17 protein-coding genes are annotated in these 18,187 nt (G+C 60.5%); 15 read left to right on the forward strand and 2 right to left on the reverse strand.

The window, feature by feature from the left end; translation table 11 throughout:
• From HQL56_00005 to HQL56_00055, 11 genes are all read left to right on the forward strand, one after another.
• Positions 1–183: site-2 protease family protein (locus HQL56_00005; protein MBF0307897.1), on the forward strand; the 183-nt coding region annotated here is incomplete at its 5' end.
• 4 nt (positions 184–187) lie between these two features.
• Positions 188–2,503 (forward strand): outer membrane protein assembly factor BamA, encoded by a 2,316-nt coding sequence (gene bamA, locus HQL56_00010; protein ID MBF0307898.1) that lies wholly within the window; start codon positions 188–190, stop codon positions 2,501–2,503.
• A gap of 244 nt (positions 2,504–2,747) precedes the next feature.
• Positions 2,748–3,221: an OmpH family outer membrane protein gene (locus HQL56_00015; protein MBF0307899.1), complete on the forward strand. Its 474-nt coding sequence runs from the start codon at positions 2,748–2,750 to the stop codon at positions 3,219–3,221.
• A gap of 3 nt (positions 3,222–3,224) precedes the next feature.
• Entirely contained in the window at positions 3,225–3,686 is a 462-nt protein-coding gene (fabZ, locus tag HQL56_00020; GenBank protein MBF0307900.1) for a 3-hydroxyacyl-ACP dehydratase FabZ, read from the forward strand.
• Entirely contained in the window at positions 3,683–4,453 is a 771-nt protein-coding gene (gene lpxA / locus HQL56_00025) for an acyl-ACP--UDP-N-acetylglucosamine O-acyltransferase (GenBank protein MBF0307901.1), read from the forward strand. Before fabZ ends, lpxA begins: the two co-directional genes overlap by 4 nt.
• Positions 4,454–4,494: 41 nt before the next feature.
• Positions 4,495–5,373: a UDP-2,3-diacylglucosamine diphosphatase LpxI gene (lpxI, locus tag HQL56_00030; GenBank protein MBF0307902.1), complete on the forward strand. Its 879-nt coding sequence runs from the start codon at positions 4,495–4,497 to the stop codon at positions 5,371–5,373.
• 11 nt (positions 5,374–5,384) lie between these two features.
• A complete protein-coding gene (locus tag HQL56_00035) occupies positions 5,385–6,389 on the forward strand; it encodes a Gfo/Idh/MocA family oxidoreductase (protein ID MBF0307903.1) in 1,005 nt (334 codons plus the stop codon).
• A complete protein-coding gene (gene lpxB / locus HQL56_00040; GenBank protein MBF0307904.1) occupies positions 6,386–7,531 on the forward strand; it encodes a lipid-A-disaccharide synthase in 1,146 nt (381 codons plus the stop codon). Before HQL56_00035 ends, lpxB begins: the two co-directional genes overlap by 4 nt.
• A 2-nt stretch (positions 7,532–7,533) precedes the next feature.
• The gene (trxA, locus tag HQL56_00045; GenBank protein MBF0307905.1) at positions 7,534–7,902 is read left to right on the forward strand and encodes a thioredoxin; all 369 of its coding nucleotides are present in this window, start codon (positions 7,534–7,536) and stop codon (positions 7,900–7,902) included.
• A gap of 26 nt (positions 7,903–7,928) precedes the next feature.
• Positions 7,929–11,231, forward strand: a complete 3,303-nt coding sequence (locus tag HQL56_00050; protein MBF0307906.1) for a PAS domain S-box protein — start codon at positions 7,929–7,931, stop codon at positions 11,229–11,231.
• Between the two features lie 135 nt (positions 11,232–11,366).
• Positions 11,367–12,221: an NAD(P)-dependent oxidoreductase gene (locus HQL56_00055; protein ID MBF0307907.1), complete on the forward strand. Its 855-nt coding sequence runs from the start codon at positions 11,367–11,369 to the stop codon at positions 12,219–12,221.
• 1 nt (position 12,222) lies between these two features.
• Here HQL56_00055 and HQL56_00060 read toward each other — a convergent pair whose 3' ends face one another.
• Together HQL56_00060 and HQL56_00065 are read right to left on the reverse strand one after the other, a co-directional pair.
• Entirely contained in the window at positions 12,223–13,671 is a 1,449-nt protein-coding gene (locus HQL56_00060; GenBank protein ID MBF0307908.1) for a circularly permuted type 2 ATP-grasp protein, read from the reverse strand.
• Positions 13,672–13,706: 35 nt separating this feature from the next.
• Positions 13,707–14,978 (reverse strand): diguanylate cyclase, encoded by a 1,272-nt coding sequence (locus HQL56_00065; protein ID MBF0307909.1) that lies wholly within the window; start codon positions 14,976–14,978, stop codon positions 13,707–13,709.
• Between the two features lie 194 nt (positions 14,979–15,172).
• On the opposite strand from HQL56_00065, the gene HQL56_00070 reads away from it, so the two are divergent.
• The 4 genes from HQL56_00070 to HQL56_00085 all read left to right on the forward strand — a co-directional run bounded on the left by HQL56_00070 (position 15,173) and on the right by HQL56_00085 (position 18,182).
• Positions 15,173–16,189: a sel1 repeat family protein gene (locus tag HQL56_00070; GenBank protein MBF0307910.1), complete on the forward strand. Its 1,017-nt coding sequence runs from the start codon at positions 15,173–15,175 to the stop codon at positions 16,187–16,189.
• A gap of 410 nt (positions 16,190–16,599) precedes the next feature.
• On the forward strand, positions 16,600–17,325 hold the full coding sequence (locus HQL56_00075; protein ID MBF0307911.1) for a response regulator: 726 nt from the start codon (positions 16,600–16,602) through the stop codon (positions 17,323–17,325).
• Positions 17,326–17,339: 14 nt separating this feature from the next.
• Positions 17,340–17,717, forward strand: coding sequence for a response regulator (locus tag HQL56_00080; GenBank protein MBF0307912.1), 378 nt, complete (start codon positions 17,340–17,342; stop codon positions 17,715–17,717).
• 6 nt (positions 17,718–17,723) lie between these two features.
• Positions 17,724–18,182, forward strand: a complete 459-nt coding sequence (locus tag HQL56_00085) for a D-tyrosyl-tRNA(Tyr) deacylase (GenBank protein MBF0307913.1) — start codon at positions 17,724–17,726, stop codon at positions 18,180–18,182.
• The last annotated feature ends 5 nt before the right edge of the window (positions 18,183–18,187 follow it).

The raw sequence follows: 18,187 nt of genomic DNA on the forward strand, positions 1-18,187 counted from the left end.
TTGCCCATTCCCATTCTCGATGGGGGCCATCTCTTCTTTTTTGTTGTGGAAGCGCTCAAAGGTTCTCCGTTGAGCGACAGGGTGCAGGGGGTAGCCAACCGGATCGGGCTGGCCATGTTGGGCAGTTTGATGCTGTTGGCTTTTTACAATGATATCGTGCGACTCGTGGCAAGGAATCCTTGAAACCATGACAGCGACCAAAAGCGGTTTCCGGCATTGGCGTCAACAAGGGCTTCGCCTGGGAGCGGTCCTGTTCCTGGCCTGCTGGTTCGGGGGGACTCCCCAGGGGCAGACGGCGGAAAATATCCAGCGGATCGAGGTTTCGGGTAACCGCCGCATCGAAACGGATACCGTCAAAAGCTACCTGGCGGTGCGGGAAGGGGAATCCTTCGACGCTCCCGGCGTGCAAAAAAGCATGAAGGATCTCTACGATACCGGCTTCTTCAAGGAGGTCTCCCTGGAGCGGGAAGGGGGCAGCCTGGTGGTGCGGGTGGTGGAAAATCCGGTCATCCATCAGATCACCTTCGAAGGACTGGATGCCTTTTCCGAAGAAGAGCTGAAGAAAACCATCAAACTTCAGGAAAACGATATCTACAACCGGGCCAAGGTGGAACGCGATTTGACGGCCTTGCGTCAGGCCTATCGCATCAAAGGTCTCTTCCTGGCCAAGGTGGAGATGTTGCAGAAGCCCCGGGACGAGAACGCCATCGATCTGGTCTATCGCATCACCGAAGGACAGAAATCCAAGGTGCAGTCGGTGCGCATCATCGGTAACCAGCAGATGTCGTACAAGGATCTGACCAAGAAGATGATGATCCAGTCTTCGGGCTGGTTCTCCTGGTTGACGGAAGACGATACCTACGATCGGGAAAAGCTGCTGTTCGATCAGTCCCATCTGCGCAACGTCTATCTGAACAACGGCTACGTGCGGGTGAAGGTCTCCTCTTCCGTGGCCGAGTTGACCCCGGACAAACAGTCCTTCGTGGTCACCCATGCCGTGGAGGAGGGGGAACGCTACAAATTCGGTCCGGTCTCCATCTCCGGGGATTTCGACGAACTGCCTCCCGAGGCGTTGCGGGAGGCCTTGAAAATCAAGGAAGGCGCCTGGTATTCCCGTGAAAAGCTGCGGGAGTCGGTGGAGGCCCTGTCGGACAAGGTGGGCGATTTCGGCTACGCCTTTCTGGAAGTCGATCCGGGCACCACCATTCACGACGACAGCCATACGGTGGATGTGGCCATTACCGTCAAGAAGGGGCGTCGGGTTTACCTGAACCGCATCGATATCGTCGGCAACAATCGTACCCGTGACGAAGTCATTCGTCGGGAGATGCGTTTTGCCGAAGGGGATCGTTTTTCCGCCTCCAAGGTGCGTCGTTCCCGCCAGCGCCTGGACAACCTCAACTTCTTCGAGAAGGTTGACATCACCACCCAGCCGGTACCTGCCACGGAAGACCGCATCAACATCAAGGTCGATGTGGCGGAGAAATCGACCGGGGCCTTCTCCATCGGGGCCGGTTTCTCGACGGCGGATCAGTTCATCGGTACCGCCAGCCTGAGCCAGAACAACTTCCTGGGGTTGGGACAGCAGATGGTCTTCAGCTTCGCCATCTCCTCCCGAACCTCCGAATACGATCTCTCCTTCACGGAACCCTATTTTCTGGGCAGGGATATTTCCGCCGGAGTGGATCTGTTCAACCGCAAAATGAACCGCATGGATGTCTCCGCCTATAAGCAGGACTCCTACGGGGGAGGGCTGCGTCTCGGTTTTCCCATCAACGAGTTCCTGGATGACCGGGTCAGCTACCAGTATTCCTACGTGACCCTGACGGATGTGGCCGAGAACGCCTCCCAGTTGATCAAGGATCAGGCTACCCGCAGCCCCTACAGCCAATCCATGATCAGCAACGTCCTGACCTGGAATACCCTGGATCACAATCTGCTGCCCACCGCCGGCCAACGGCATAAGTTGACCACCGATTTTTCGGGTGTGGGCGGGGATGTTCACTTCCTGCGTCTCATCACCGATCACAGTCTGTTCCACACCCTGTGGGATGACAAGAACCTGGTGGGCCATTTGAAAGGTCGGCTTGGCCTGATCGAAGGGTTGAACGAAGACGTTCCGATCTACGAGCGCTTCTTCGTCGGCGGACCCTATTCCCTGCGTGGTTTCAAGAAGAGCGGGGTCGGACCTCGAACCGTTACCGGAGAGGCTTACGGCGGAACCTATATGGCCACCACGAGCGCGGAGTTGCTCTTCCCCATCCTGGGTATGGAGGACAAAGGCATCCGGGCGGTCACCTTCCTGGATGCGGGTATTCTCAACGATATGGATACGGTCGGAGCCACGGTGTTGCAGGATTCCGACCCTCGGGTTTCCACGGGAGTGGGGTTGCGCTGGAACTCTCCGTTCGGACCGCTGCGGTTCGAACTGGGCTTCCCCTTGCGCAAGAGAGAGTATGATCGTCCCCGAACCTTCGATTTCAGTATCGGAACGGCTCTGTAGTATTGCGACGTCAGGGGGTGTTGACAGTTGCCGGATTTTGGTTCCGGGCAAGGCGCAATGGAGTGGGGAGGTGGAATGCCGTTCGCCTGCATGAGCTTCCGAGCCGGATGGCAACGCCGCCAGGGGCCAAAAGATGGTGAATGTCAACACGCCCAAGAGGGTAAACAGAGCAGAATAGGTGTTGCCGGTAATGTCCATCTTGCGAAATTTTAGTGTCTTTGTCGCTGTTTGTATGACCTTGAGTATGTCTCCCGTTTGGGGAGGGGAGTATCGGCTGGCCTTCGTCGATACCACCCGGGCCATCTCCGGATGTCAGGCCTCCAAACAGGCGGCGGAAATCATTCAGAAGAAGATCGACGCCATGCGCAAGGAGGCGAGCGTGGCGGAGACCGAGATCAAACGTCTGAAAGAGGATCTCGAAAAGCGTAAAAGTGTCATGAGCCCGGAAGCGCATGCCGAACTCGCCGCCCAGGTGCGGCAGAAATACACCGATTTCCAGCGACTGATGGAAGACAATCAGGTGGCCTTGGACCAGGACAGCGGGCACTGGACCAAACGTATCACCGCCGAGTTGCGGGCCGTCATCGAGGAGATCGGCAAGGAAAAGAACTTTACCGCCATTTTTGGCAAAGGGCAGGTGATCTACAGCGATCCGGGCATCGATATCACGGAGCTGGTCCTGCAGCGTCTAAACAACCGCACAAAAAACTGGTTCTGAGCGATGGTCAAATCGGACGAAATTCAGGAAATATTGCAAGCCTTGCCACACCGTTATCCCTTTTTGCTGGTGGACCGCATTCTGAGTGTGGAAGACAACCAGCGGATCGTGGCCATCAAGAACGTCACCTTCAACGAACCCCAGTTCACCGGCCATTTTCCGGATCATCCGGTGATGCCGGGTGTTCTGATTCTGGAAGCCATGGCCCAGGCGTCGGCGCTACTGGCTTCCCGCATCGATCCGGAGGCGGTTCGGGGACGGCTGGTCTACTTCATGGCCATCGATGGGGCGCGGTTTCGCAAACCGGTGGTTCCGGGTGACCAGATGCGTATCGAGATGACTCTGTTGAAACGGCGCGGTGACGTGTGGAAATTCACCGGCAAGGTGACCACCGACAATCAGGTGGCCGCCGAGGCGGAGTTGATGGCCATGGTGAGGGATCGCGACAAGGGAGAATCCTCATGATCCATCCCACGGCGGTAGTCGACAAGAGGGCCGAGTTGGGCCGCGATGTGGAGGTGGGGCCTTATGCCATCGTGGAGGGGGATGTCGTTCTGGAGGATCGGGTGCAGGTTTCCGCCCACGCGGTGATTGCGGGGCATACCCGCATCGGGGAGGAGACCCGGGTTTCCAGTTTTGCCTCGATTGGCACCCCCCCGCAGGACACCCACTATTCGGGAGAACCCACCCGGGTGGAGATCGGCAGCAAGTGCGCCATTCGGGAATACGTCTCCATCCATCGCGGCACCGTGGAGGGCGGCGGTTTGACCCGTGTCGGTCATCGGTGCATGATCATGGCCTATTCCCATGTGGCCCACGACTGCCGGGTGGGGGATGAGGTGATCATGGCCAACGGGGCTACCCTGGCCGGCCATGTCGAGATCCAGGATTTCGCGGTCATCGGCGGTCTGACGGCGATTCACCAGTTCGCCCGGGTGGGGCGCAACGCCTTTATCGGCGGGGCTTCGGCCATTTCCATGGACGTGGTGCCCTATGCCTCGGCAGCGGGCAATCGGGCCAACATCGTCGGCGTCAATGTGGTGGGTCTGCGTCGGCGCGGTTTCTCCGAGGAGCAGATCAAATCCATCCGACAAGCCCACCGTCTGATCTTCAAGGCCAATCTGCGCCTGGAGCAGGCTATTGCAGAACTCGAAAAAGAGAGTTCCGACAACCCTGAAATCCAGTTCATCGTGGAATTCCTGCAATCCAGTCGGCGAGGCATCTGCCGGTGATCGAACCGGCCCGCAACGGGCCGTGTCCACCCGATGCGCCGTTGGGGATCATCGCCGGTTCGGGGTGGTTGCCCGTGGCGATTGCCCGTGCGGTCAAGGAGCGTGACAACCTCCCTGTGGTGGCCGTGGGCCATCTGGGAGAGACCGATCCGTCGCTGGCCTCCTGGGTGGATGCCATCTCCTGGGTACGCCTGGGACAGTTCGGGCGCATCATCGATTATCTGGCGCAACAGAAAGCCCGGCGCGTGGTTCTGGCCGGGGGCATCGTCAAAAGCCGCATCTGGCAGGTTCGTCCGGACTGGCTGGCCATGAAACTGGTGGCCCGGCTGCACCATCTGCACGATGATCTCTTGTTGCGGGGTATCGGGGCGGAGCTGGAGTCCAGGGGCTTCGACGTGGTTGGAGTGGCCGACCTGCTGCCGGGATTGCTGGTGCCGGAGGGGCTGCTGACTCCCGTCGGGCCGACGCCGGAGGAGTGGGAGGATATCCGTTTCGGCTGGGTGATGGCCAAGCAGTTGGGCCAGCTCGATATCGGGCAGGGAGTGGTGGTTCACCGCAGGAATGTCGTTGCGGTGGAGGCCATGGAAGGCACCGATGCCATGATCCGGCGGGCCGGGGAGCTGTTGCGCAAAGGGGGAGTGCTGGTCAAGGTGGTCAAACCGACCCAGGACCGGCGCTTCGATCTGCCCTCCGTGGGGCCGAAAACGGTGGATGCTCTGGCAGCAGCCGGTCTTTCGGTTCTGGCATTGGAGGCGGGAGGGGTATTGTTACTGGAACCGGAAGAGACCCTCGCCCGAGCCAAACGGGCGGGAATTGTTCTGCTGGCCTTGTCGCCTTCCCCGAACGCGGCGGTTGAACTGGGTCGGTTCGGATTTGCTGTCGCCGGGCCGGAAAGATCCCCTGACGGGGCGGTGTCGTGATGGGGTGAGGGATGGAAACACTCAGGGCAGGTGTCATCGGTGTAGGATACTTGGGGCGTTTTCACGCAGAAAAATACGCTCGGATTCCGGGGGTTGCCCTGGCCGCCATCGCCGATACCGATGCGGCGAGAGGTCAGGAACTGGCCAACAGGCTGGGGGCGCACTTCGTGGCGAATTACCACGACCTTTTTGGCCGGGTCGATCTGGTTTCGATCTGCGTGCCGACCCCACTGCATCACGGCGTGACGCAGGATTGCCTGCAGGCCGATCTTCACGTCTTGGTGGAAAAGCCGTTGACCCGAACCACCGAAGAGGCGGAAGCCTTGATCGCTCTGGCTGCCGCCCGGCGTCGCGTGCTGCAGGTGGGGCATCTCAAACGGTTTCATCCCGCCATTCAGGCTCTGCGCCGCAGCGGACTGGTCACCCGACCCCGCTTCGTGCGGGCGCGTCGTCTGGCCCCCTTCAAGAATCGCGCCCTGGACGTGGATGTCTGTCTCGATCTGATGATTCACGATTGTGATCTGGTTCTGGAGTTCATGCCCGCCCCGCTGGTTCATGTCGAGGCCATCGGCGCCCGGATCCTGAGCGGTTATACCGATCTGGCCCAGGCCCGCCTGCGTTTCGCCGACGGCAGCATCGCCCAGGTGGAGGCCAGCCGTGTTTCCGGGGAGTCGCTGCGCCGTCTGGAACTCTTTCAGGAGGAGTCCTTGCTGGAGGTTGATTTCATCGGCAAACGGGTCAGCGTACAGGAAAAGGTGGCCGGTCGGAGTATGGAACTGGCGGGGATTCCGGTTCCGGAGGTGGTGCGGCGGGAGCTGGAAGTGCCCGATTACGACACCCTGGAAGCCCAGATCGCCTCCTTTTGTCACGCCGTGGCCTCGGGAGGGCGTCCGCTGGTCTCCGGTGAGGAGGGTTTGCGGGCTCTGCAGGTGGTGCAAACCATCCAGGCCGCCATCGCCGATCAGGAAAAGCACTTTCATGCCTGGTGGTCGGAACGGGAATCCGGCAGCCGATGAAAATCATGATGGTGGCCGGCGAAGCCTCCGGAGACCTTCTGGGCGCTCAATTGCTGCACGGATTGCACACCCGGTTCCCCTCCCTTCAGGCCGAGGGCGTCGGCGGTCCGGCCATGCAGCAGGCGGGTCTGGTCTCCCGGCACGATTTCCGACGGCTCTCCATTGTCGGATTGTTGGAGGTGGGGCGGGCTCTGCCCTCCCTGGTGGGCATTTTCCGGGATCTCCTCTCCTGGATGCGTCGGGAACGACCACTGCTTCTGGTCACCATCGATCTACCCGACTTCAATTTTCTGTTGGGACGGTTGGCCAAACGGGCGGGTATTCCGGTGGTGCATTACGTCAGTCCCCAGGTTTGGGCCTGGCGACCCGGTCGCGTTCACTCCCTGGCCCGGTTTCTGGACCATCTGCTGGTACTCTATCCCTTCGAGCCCCGGTGGTACGAAAATACCACCCTTCCGGTCCATTTCGTGGGGCATCCCCTGCTGAAGTGGGCGGTGCCGTCCCGCCCGAGGGAGGTGATTCGCGCCGAACTCGGACTTGAGGAGGGCCAGGAGCTGGTGGTGGTGCTGCCCGGCAGCCGCCACGGAGAGATCCGGCGCATGCTTCCGGTTCTGGCCAGGAGCTGTCGGCTGCTTCGGGAGAGACGGCCCCGGGTTCGGTGCGTGGGGGCGTTGGCCGCCACGCTGACGGAGGGGGATATCCGGCAATTCTGGCCAGCGGAATGCGGCGAGCCGATTCCGTTTTACGCCGGCCGTACCTACGATCTCCTGGCGGCCGGCGATGCGGGACTCATCACCTCCGGCACCGCCTCCCTGGAGGCAGCCTGTCTGGGGCTGCCCATGGTGGTGGCCTATCGTGTCAACGCCCTGACCTATCAGATCGGTTTGCGGCTGATCAAAACGCCCTTCATCTCCCTGGTCAATTTGATTTTGGGCGAAGGGGTTGTTCCGGAACGGATTCAAAACGAGGCCAACCCGGAGCGGTTGGCGCAGGATGTGGAACGGTTTCTTGCAGATCCGGTGGGTACTTCCCTAACCAAAGAGGCCTTCGCCAGGATGCGTCATCGCCTGGAAAGTCCTGATTGCAACGCCGTGGATGTCGTGGGCAACATAATGGCAGGACTGACCAATAAGGAGAGATGACAATGGCAACAATGGCCCTGAATCAGGAAAATTTCGAACCGACGGTTGAATCGAGCGATATGGTGGTTCTCGATTTCTGGGCTCCCTGGTGCGGTCCCTGCCGCGCCTTCGGGCCGATTTTCGAGAAGGTTTCCGCCCTTTTTCCCGACGTGGTCTTCGCCAAGGTGAATACCGACGAGGAGAGAGAGCTGGCGGAGATCTTCCAGATCCGTTCCATCCCGACCTTGATGATCATGCGACAAAAGATCCCCATTTTTTACCAACCCGGCATGCTTCCCGAGCAGCAGTTCACCGATCTGATTCGCAAAGCCATGGAACTCGACATGGATGAGGTGCGCAAGGATATGGAAGAGCAGATGGCCAAACAGTAAGGATTCGCTGCGGAGGGAAGCGTGCCATGAAGGAACGGCGTCGCATTGCCATCATGGTATTGATTCTCGCCATCTTGTTGCTGCTGGCGTCGTTCGTCACCTTTGGCCTGTTTTTCCGCACGGGGATGCAGGTTCAGAACGATCGCCTGGCGGAGCTGGCCCGGATTCAGGCGGATCTGCTGACCGGGAAGAGCGCCGACTGGACGACCGATAACCGGGAAGGGTTCACCGCTTCCCGTTCCCTGAACGATGCCTTGTTGGTCAAGCACCTGTTTGCTCCCGACCCGAGAGGGAGCATCGAATTGGGGCGGAGGGAAGGAACAGGCATCCTGTTCCTGACTCCGCCTGCCGATGCGGCAGACGAGACTCCTCCGGCCTGGTTGCCGGAGGAGGTTCCCTCGGCGGAACCCATGCGCCGGGCATTACAAGGCCAAACGGGCGTCATGGTCGGCATCGACCATCGCGACGTGTCCATTCTGGCGGCATACCGCCCCTTGCCCCGGCTCAATATGGGGCTGGTGGTCTCCCTGGAGTTGGATGTGGTCAAACGGCCCTTCCTGCAAGGCATGGTGGCCACCGGCAGCATTGGTTTGTTCCTGCTGGTCGTTGGTGGTATCGCGTTGTTCCGCATCGGTTCCCCCCTGGTTGTCAGCCTGCAGGAAAATGAGAGCCGCATCTCCCTTCTGGTCGAATCCATCGCCGACGGTTTACTGGAGGTGGATCTCCAGGGGCGTCTGATCTGGTGCAATGCTGCAGCTCATAAGTTATTGGGATTCCGCCAGCGGCATGAACTGCTGCAAAAGAATATCGAATATCTGTTGCTGCCGGATGAGGGGGAAACCCTGCGCAACCGCCTGGGGGGAGCGATTCTGGAGTCGTTTTCCCGGGGGCAGTCGGTCAATCAGGATGGGGTGCTACTGAAACGGTCCGATGGTCAGCGAGTGGAGGTGGTGCTGCGCCTGGAACCGTTGTTTCGCGAGGGGAAACGGGCGGGTTCGGTGGTCAGTTTCTCCGATGAGACGCCGCGACGCATGTATCAGGCCGATTTGCGGCGTAGCGAGGAGCGGCTGCGCTCGGTGGTGCAGAACATGCCCGTGATGATGGGGGCCTTCGATGCGGAGGGGGCCATTCTGGTTTGGAACCGGGAGTGTGAAAACGTCACCGGTTTTTCGGCGGCGGAGATGGTGGGCAATCCGCTGGCCATGGACCGGTTGGGAACCTTTGGCCGCTCCATGGGGATCGGGCCCATGGGGGAAGGGTTGGGGGAGGACGGGGCCCGTGAAGTGGAGATCTCCTGTCGCGATGGCGGGACGCGGGTCATCTCCTGGTCCGATCTGACCCACCGGTTTCCCATTCCCGGTTGGTCGGAATGGGGCATCGGTTTCGATATCACCGCGCGCAAAGAGGCCCAGCGTCGTCTGCTGCGTGTCAACCGGGCGCTGCGCGCCATTTCGGCCAGCGGCCAGTCGTTGTTGCAGGCTATGGATGAACGCTCCTATCTCGAAGGGGTCTGCGCCGTCTTGCGCAGGGAAGGGGGCTATTCGCAAGCCCGCATCACCTGGGAAAACCGTCTGGAGCGGCCCATCGGGGAGGAGGTCGACAGGTTGCTTTCCGGGGGGCGGGGTTTGAAAAACGATCCGCGCCTGACCCTGAGTTTGCGCCCCGGCGGCCTACTTCTCGGTGAGTTGTGCATCGACGCCGGAGAGGGGTTCGACGAACAGGAGATCCGTCTGCTGGAGGAGTTGGGCAATCAGGTCTCCCTGGGCATCACCTCCCTGCGGGAAGGGGCCGAACGCAAGCGATTGGCGGCGGCAGTGGATCAGACCGGGGACATGGTGATCATCTTCACCCGGGATTATGCCATTGCCTATGTCAACCCGGCCTTTTTGAACCTGATGGGTATCGACCGCTCCTCGGTGTTGGGCATGGACATCTGTTCCCTGCGTCCCTCCGTGGAGTCGGGGCCCGGCTGGACCGGACTGGTGGATGCCATGGAGCGGGGTTTGCACTGGCAGGGACGTCTGGTTCTGGAAACCGGGCAAAATGGCCGGATCACTACCGATGCCTCCTGTTCCCCGGTGCGCGATCCCGGACATCAACTGACCCACTGGGTAGGGGTGTTTCGCGATGTAACCCGCACCGAACGGTTGGAGTATCGGCTGCGTCAGGCCCAGAAACTGGAAGCCATCGGCACTTTGGCCGGTGGAGTGGCCCACGATTTCAACAACATCCTTTGGGTGATTCTGGGATTTACCGAACTGGCCATAAGCCAGCTCTCCCCGGACCATGGGGTTGTGGGGCATCTGAAGGAGGTACGTCAGGCGGGACTGCGCGCCCGGGATCTGATTGCGCAGTTGCTGACCTTCAGCCGCAGCGGGGAGGCCCCGGCCCGATTGATTCCCCTGGCCCCGTTGGTGAAGGAGACGGCCCGGTTCCTCTCGGCCACGCTGCCGGCTTCCATCAAGGTGGTGGTTCGCATCGAAACCTCCGACTGCATGGTTCGCGCCGACCCGACGCGCATGCATCAGGTCTTGATGAACCTTGGCACCAACGGGGCTCAGGCCATGGAGGAGAAGGGCGGTCTTCTGGAGCTGTCGATGGCTTCGGTAACCCTGGCCTCAGCCCAGGCCGAGGAGATGGGGTTGACGGCGGGTTCCTACTGTTGCCTGCGGGTGGAGGATTCCGGTCCGGGTATCGCTCCGCATCGCATCGACCAGATATTTGATCCGTTTTTCACCACCAAGGAGGCTGGAAGGGGTACGGGCTTGGGATTGTCCGTGGTTCATGGCATCGTGCAGCAGTGTGGTGGCGCCATCAAAGCGGAAAACCGCTCCCAGGGCGGGGCGCGGTTCACGCTGTTTTTGCCCTTGGAGCGGGTGCTGCCTGCGGAAATGGAGGAGAAACCGGTTCCGGCGCCGCTGCCTCGCTGGAGAGGACATATCCTGTTGGTGGACGATAAACCCACGCTGTTGAAGATGAGCGCCACGGGTCTGCGGGAACAGGGCTGCCGGGTGACGCCGTGTACGGGAGTGGGCAAGGCCCTGGAGCGGTTTCGACGGCATCCGGCCCAGTTCGATCTGGTCATCGCCGATTATGCCATGACCGATGGCAACGGACTGAATCTGGCCCGTGAGATTCATGGCCTTCGCCCTGAGCTGCCTATCTTTCTGGTCAGCGGTCGTCCGCCGGAGATCTCCCAGGAGGCGCTGCTGCAGGCCGGGGTGTGGTGCATTTTGACCAAACCGCTGCTCTGGAGCGAACTCTTTGCCGAAATCGCCCGGTTGCCGAAGCCGACGGCCCGTTCGGGCGCACAAGTTGTGACACGTTGAAACAATTACTTGATATTCGCAAAAAAGCCGATACAATAGACTCGGATTGAAAGGCCCGTCCATCCAGAGTGAGTGCACCCCCACGTGCTTGCCTGGAAGACGGGCCTTTTTTTATCGGATAAAGGGGAAGGTTCAATGCGCGTTGGTATGCTTGGACTGGGAGCCATGGGATCGGGCATGGCGGGCAACCTTGCCAGGGCCGGTCTGTTGCGGTCCATCTGGAATCGCACCCCGGACAAGGCCCGACTATTGTCCGCAGAGTTGGGTGCGGAGGTGGCGCAGTCGCCGCAACAGCTCATGGCGCAATGTGATCTGGTGGTGGTTTCGGTCAAGGCCGATGCGGATCTGTTGCAGGTGGCTGCCGCGCTGTCCGAGGGGATTTCTCCCGGTAAAGTGGTGGTGGATACCTCCACGGTGGCGCCCCGGACGGCCATTGCTGTCAGCGGCCAACTGACGCAACGGGGTGGAGCCTTTCTGGACGCCCCGGTTTCCGGGGGGCCGGAAGGGGCCAGACGGGGCAACCTTTCCATGTTCGTCGGCGGCGAGGCCTCCGTTCTGGAACGGGTGCGTCCCGCCCTGCAGACCCTGGCCGGACGCATTCTGCCCATGGGAGAGGTGGGTAGCGGTCAGGCGGCCAAGGCGGTCAATCAGGTGATGGTGGCCGGAATCAATCAGGCGGTGACGGAAGCGCTCGCTTTCGGCAGCGTCCTGGGTTTGCCCATGACGACGCTGTTGCCGGGATTGGCCGGGGGAGCGGCGGGCAACTGGTTTCTGGATCATCGGGGGGCGAACATGCTGGCCGGTGAGTTTCCCGCCGGATTCAAGGTGGCCCTGCACCACAAGGATCTGCGCATTTGTCTGGAACTGGCCGAAGCCCGTGGCTTGAATCTGCCTCTGGTCGCCGAAACCGCCCGCCAGTATGAAATCCTGTTGCGGCAGGAGCATGGCGAAGAGGATATTTCCGCCCTCTATCGTCTGAAACGCCCCTGATTCAGGGTTCGGGGCAAGGGATGTCCACCACCCAGGTATCCTTGATGCCGTTGCCCGGCGAAAAGTTGATGATCGGCGCCGGTTTCACCAGGCCGACCCGTGTCACTCCCCCCGGCGCCACCTCCAGCGATTTTCCCTGCACAATGAAGGTACGCAACTCCACCGGGCGCGGCTCCAGTCGTCCTCCCACCACCGTGGGTTGGGTCGAGGGAACGAGGGCGGGTTGGGCCACATAGTGGTGGGGATGCTGCTTGATCCGCGCCGCGAAGGCTTCGCGTTGCTCCCGTGTCGAGGTGGGTCCGTTCAGCATGTTGCGGGGGCCGCTTCCCTGCCTCGATTTGACGACCATGTCACGGAGATGGGCCAGGACGTGGGATTGTTCCCGGGGATCCCGACAGTGAAACGTCTGCACGTTGGGCAGAATCGCCTCCTCCCCCAGATAATAGGCGATCATCTTCGGAACGAAGGCGTAAACGGCTTTGTCGTCGGCGATGCCCGCTCCGGGTGCGTTGCAGAGAACGACGTTTCCCGCATGCCAGGCCTGCAGCAGACCGTTGACCCCCACGGACGAATCGGGAAAACAATGTTCCGGGTCCAGAAGATCGTCCCCGATGCTCCGGTAGATCACGTCGACCTTTTGCAACGTGCGCTGTTTCCGTCGGAACACGCCGGCATCCGACACCACCAGTTCGCTGCCGTCCACCGCGTCGATTCCCATGGCCTGGGCCAGGTAGCGGTATTCGAGGGACTCCGATCGGTTTTGTCCCGAAGTCAGAATCACCACATTGGCCGTTTTCCCATCCTCCCGGCTTAAGCTGCGAAGTTGGGCCAGCAACTGCCCGGGATAATCCTCCACGGGCAAAATGGCGCCATCTTCGAAGAGTTTCCGGAAGATTTGTCGGGACCGGAAGCGGTTTTCCAGCAGCAGGGCGCCGCCGGAAGGTTGGCGTAGATTATCTTCCAGAACGTAGAGGGTGCCGTCCCGGTCGCGCAACAGGTCGCAACAGCACACATTGGCCCAGACCTCGAAGGGGGGACGGGCTCCGCTGCAGGCGGGCCGATAGCTTTTCGAGGAGAGGAGTATCTCTTCCGGAAGGATGTTGTCGGTCACAATCTTCCGGGGGCCGTAGAGATCGCACAGGAAGAGGTTGAGGGCCGTCATTCTCTGCCGGAGCCCCTTTTCTACCCGTTGCCACTCGTCCGAACCGATGACTCGGGGCACGATGTCGAAGGGATTGCCGGTATCGGACTCTCCCGAGGGGGGCGGTGACAGGGTACTGACTCCGGGTGAGAGGTGCCGGGCGGACTCTTTATGAAAACGCAGTTGGTGTTTGCCCAGGGTTCGCAGGAAGTCGACGAGCGGCTCCGTTCCGGGTCGGGGTTGTCCGCTGGGATCGATCATCTCGTCGAGGTGACGGCGATGGGGATAGCTGCTCCAGTTGACGGGCATGAACGATATCTATGTACCAAGAGGCGTGGAACAGGTCACCATTCCAATTGAACCTGATTGCCACCACGTCGTTTGGCCTCTTTGAGGAGGGTTTCGGCCCGATCGAAAAGCTCCTCCAGGGAGTTGACGGGCAGGAAGGAGGCTCCGAGGCTGGCGGTGATTTGCACGGTCCGGCCTTCCAGGGGTATCTCCTCCCGGGTCAGGAATTGATTCAGGAGGAGCAGATGTTCCTCGGCCTTTTCGGGCAACATGTTGACGAGAAAGACCAGGAAGAGGTTTTCCGAGAATCGGGCGACCAGGTCGGTATCGCGGAAATGGCGTCGTATCAGCTCCGCCACCCGTTGCATGACCCGATCTCCGGCTTTGAGTCCGTAAAGTTCGTGAATCACCTGGAAGCGATCGATCTCCAGCAGACATAACCCGAGGCCGATCTGACTGCGGCGGGCGCTGGCGAAGAGCTGCATGCCGGATTCCATGGCGAAACGGCGATTGGCCAGACCGGTGACGTGGTCCCGCAAGGTGTCCGTGCCACCGGATTGCTCCTTTTGCAGATGGCCCAGACACCGGTCGATGCGACAGGAGATCTCCTCGCTTTCCACGGGCCACATCAGAAAATCGTCCGCGCCGCTTTTGAGGAAACAGGCGGAGAGCAGTGGATGATCCCGTGAGGTGATGCCGATCAGGAAGAGGTTGCGTTCGGGCATTTTTTTGCGCAGGGAGTGGCACAGCGTGGGTCCGTCCATATCGCCGGCGTGCCAGGAGAGGATGGCGCCCTGGATACCGGGGTGTTGCTGCAACAGTTCCATGGCCTCTCTGGCGGAGGTGGCTCCCAGGAGGTGAAAGCGTTTGGGACGCAACAGACTTTGCAGGTGTTGCAGACGGCGCACGTTGGGCTCGACAATTAACAGAAAAACGTCGCTATTGCTCTGAAAGGCCCGGATACTGGCCACCAGCCAGTCGATCAGCAAGGAGGTGGATTTTTGCAGATAGTCGTAGACCTTCATCTCCAACAGGGTGATGCGCTTTTCCGGATGGAGGTCCGGCAGCAGGGCCAGGATGGGAATGCCGTGGGCCTGAATCGGATCGAGAAGATCCCGAATGGGGGCCGGACCTTCCAGATCCACCACGCAGAGAAAGTGGTGCAGCGGGTATTGTTCGAGGAGCGACAAGGCCGCGTCGAGGGAACCAGCCAGGGAGGTTCGGATACCCAAACGGCGAAACAGGGCCTGGCTCACCTCTTTGCCCAGGGTGGCGGAAGGAGTGAGCAGCAGCAGTTCGGACGGCTGTGTAACGGACTGAGGGCCCATGGAGTGGTCACCGATAGCAAAGGTATCTCGATTGCGATAGCCCATTATGACAATAAAATCCTAATAAAGCTACCAACGAATAAATGGCGCCTCCGGCGGGGGAGAGGGTCGGAATCGCTGGCGCGCCTTGCGTGAATGGCGAATTCCGAGGGAAACTGTCCTTTCCGATTCGCTTCGAGCCATATGGGATTGTTATGAAAGAGGAGCAGATTCTGGAGGTGCTGCAGCGCAAGGCGATGATGGGAGACATTCCCGCGATGCGGGAGTTGGGCCTGTGGCATCTGCGCGGCAAGGGGGGAGAGCGCAACGGGGCGGAAGCCGTCAAATGGCTGCGCAAGGCGGGTGTTGCCGGAGACGCCAAGGCCCGGTTCCAGTTGGGTCAACTCTATGCCAGGGGGCCCGGTCGCAAACCGGAGGAGGCCTTCCGCTGGTTCCGGCTGGCGGCGGAACAGGGTTTGGCGGCGGCTCAGAACGTGCTGGGCATCCTCTACGCCGATGGCCAGGGAGTGGCAAAGGATGAGGCGGAGGCGGTCAAATGGTTCCGTTCGGCAGCGGAGCAGGGGGTATCCATGGCCTGGGAACGGCTGGGTCTCCTGCTGGTGAATGGTCCGGATGCGTTGCGCGCGGTGCAGGAAGGGGGGCGATGGTTGACGAAAGCTGCCGAACAGGGGAGTGCAACGGCTCGACGTTCTCTGGCGCTCCTCGTGATGGCTGGCGAGGCAAACGGGGATGTAACGTTGTGCCGCGAGGTGTTGGAAGAGGCGGGCCGGCAGGGTGACCTTGAGGCCCAGCTTTGTCTGGGACGGGCCCTGCAGGAGGGCAAAGTCTGTGCGGCCGATTTGACCCGGGCCGCCTACTGGCTCGATCTGGCCGCCCGACAGAACCATCCCGAGGCTCAGTTGCATCTCGGGGCGCTCTATTTCGCCGGGCGTGGTGTGGCCCAGGATTATCGTCAGGCAGCGGAGTGGTTGACCCGGTCGGCCAATCAGGGCCATGCCGCCGCCATGGCCATTTTGGGATCCATGTATGCCACAACGGGTCAAGGGGTAGCCCAGGATTTCGTGCAGGCCGTGGTCTGGTTCTCTCTGGCGGAGCGGAGAGGGGATGGCAATGCCGCCCACTACCGTCAGCTTCTGACCACGCTGTTGAGCGAAACCCAGTTGCAGGAGGCAAGTCGCCGCGTCGCGGAGTGGAAAGAAGGCGCCGGTTGATCGGGCCAACGGTCAACTTTGTCGTGTCGGGCCGCATCGAGGTCGTGGCAGCGCGGGTTGAAACCCTGATCCGGGTTGGTTCGGACAGGGTTGAAATCGGGAAAGGGGGCTGACAAAGCGCGTTTATCGGGTCGTACCTCTTCAAAATGATTATCGAAAATATAAGCAGGGGAGGTCCGCATCCGATCAGAGGTCGGCAACCCGGCGCAGTCGGCCCCCGTTTGCCTCCAATTGGATTCCCATGCCTCCTTGATTGGCCGTTTCGTTCATGTTTTGTCTAATCTTGAGGCAGCAACCATTGGCAAAGCATGATCATCCGGTTTACATTTTCTCCTATCCGGAGCCGGACAGGGGCGTTTTTACCCTCGGTTTGCTGGCGATAACTCTGTTTCCTGGTTTGGTTTGAACCCATGGCTGCATCGGACCACGTTCTGGTTGTGGATGACGATCCGGAAATCCGCTCTCTGGTGGGACAGTATTTCTCCCGCCACGGCTTCAAAGTCACCCTGGTGTCCAACGGTAAGGGCATGCAGAAGGCCTTGGAGAAGAAGGAGATTTCCCTTATCGTCCTGGATCTCGTCCTGGAGAATGAGGACGGTTTGGAGCTGTGCCGCAACCTGAGAGCCACCTCCGATATTCCGGTGCTGATCCTGTCCGCCAAGGGGGAGGAGATGGATCGCATCATCGGCCTTGAAATGGGGGCGGACGATTATTTGTGTAAACCGTTTCACCCGCGCGAGCTTCTGGCACGGGTCAAAAGTATACTTCGCCGGGTAAGGGTCAGCCACCAGGCCGAAGAGCAGGAAAACCATCGCAACTTCCGCTTTTCCGGCTGGGTTCTCGACAGCGTGGCCCGAATTTTGACCAGTCCGGAGGGTAAGGTGATCTCCTTGAGCGGCAGCGAACACAACCTGCTCTCGGTATTTCTGACCCATCCCAACCGGGTTTTGAGCCGCGACCAGCTTCTGGACTTTTCCCAGGGGCGCGAAACCGATCCCTTCGACCGAACCATCGACATGCAGGTCAGCCGCTTGCGCAAGAGGCTGCAGGATGATTCCAAGGATCCGCGTCTGATCAAAACCGTCCGCAGTGCGGGTTATATCTTTTGTGCCCGGGTTGAGCGCAACGATTCGTGAAAGAAGGGGAAATCATGGCCTCAAGGGTACTGATCATTGAAGATGATCGCGCCATTCGCCAGTTGTTGCATGATATTCTGGAAGGGGCGGGCTACGTCGTCGTGGAGGCGAAGAACGGTCGGGAAGGTTTGCATCTGTTTCAGAAACACCCCTGCGACCTGGTGCTGACCGATATCCTCATGCCGGAGGTGGACGGCGTGGGGGTGATTCGGGAGATGCGGTCCCACCATCCGGGGGTGCCGATTGTGGCCCTCTCCGGGGGAGGTATGACCGTCACGGCGGAAACCAGCCTGCAGGTGGCGCGGAAACTGGGGGTGAACCGTACCTTGTCCAAACCTTTTGCCATCGCCCAGGTGTTGGATGTGGTGGCGGACCTTCTGGCCGAGGGATAAGGAAGCATGAGGGCGCTGATTCAACGGGTGAGTCAGGCGAATGTCGTGGTGGGCGACCAGGAGGTCGCTCGCATCGAACGGGGCCTCCTGGTGTTTCTGGCGGTCGAAAAGGGTGACGGGCCGGAACAGATGGAACGCATGGTGCGCAAAGTGGCCGGTTTGCGCATATTCCCGGATGAAGAGGGGCGCATGAACCGGGACGTGGCGGCCATCGGCGGTGCGGTGCTGGTGGTTTCGCAGTTCACCCTGGCGGCGGAGTTGGGACGGGGCTATCGCCCTTCGTTCACCCGAGCGGAAGATCCGCTTCCGGCCAAAGAAAAGTACCTGGAATTCGTGGCCGCCTTGCGACAGCGGGGTTTGCCGGTGGCCGAGGGTGTTTTTGCCGCCGATATGGCGGTTTCACTGGTCAATGATGGTCCGGTGACCATCTGGCTCGACTATCCGCCAGGGGATGGGCTCCCCTGACGGAA

This window comes from Magnetococcales bacterium (assembly GCA_015231925.1).
Classification (GTDB): domain Bacteria; phylum Pseudomonadota; class Magnetococcia; order Magnetococcales; family JADGAQ01; genus JADGAQ01.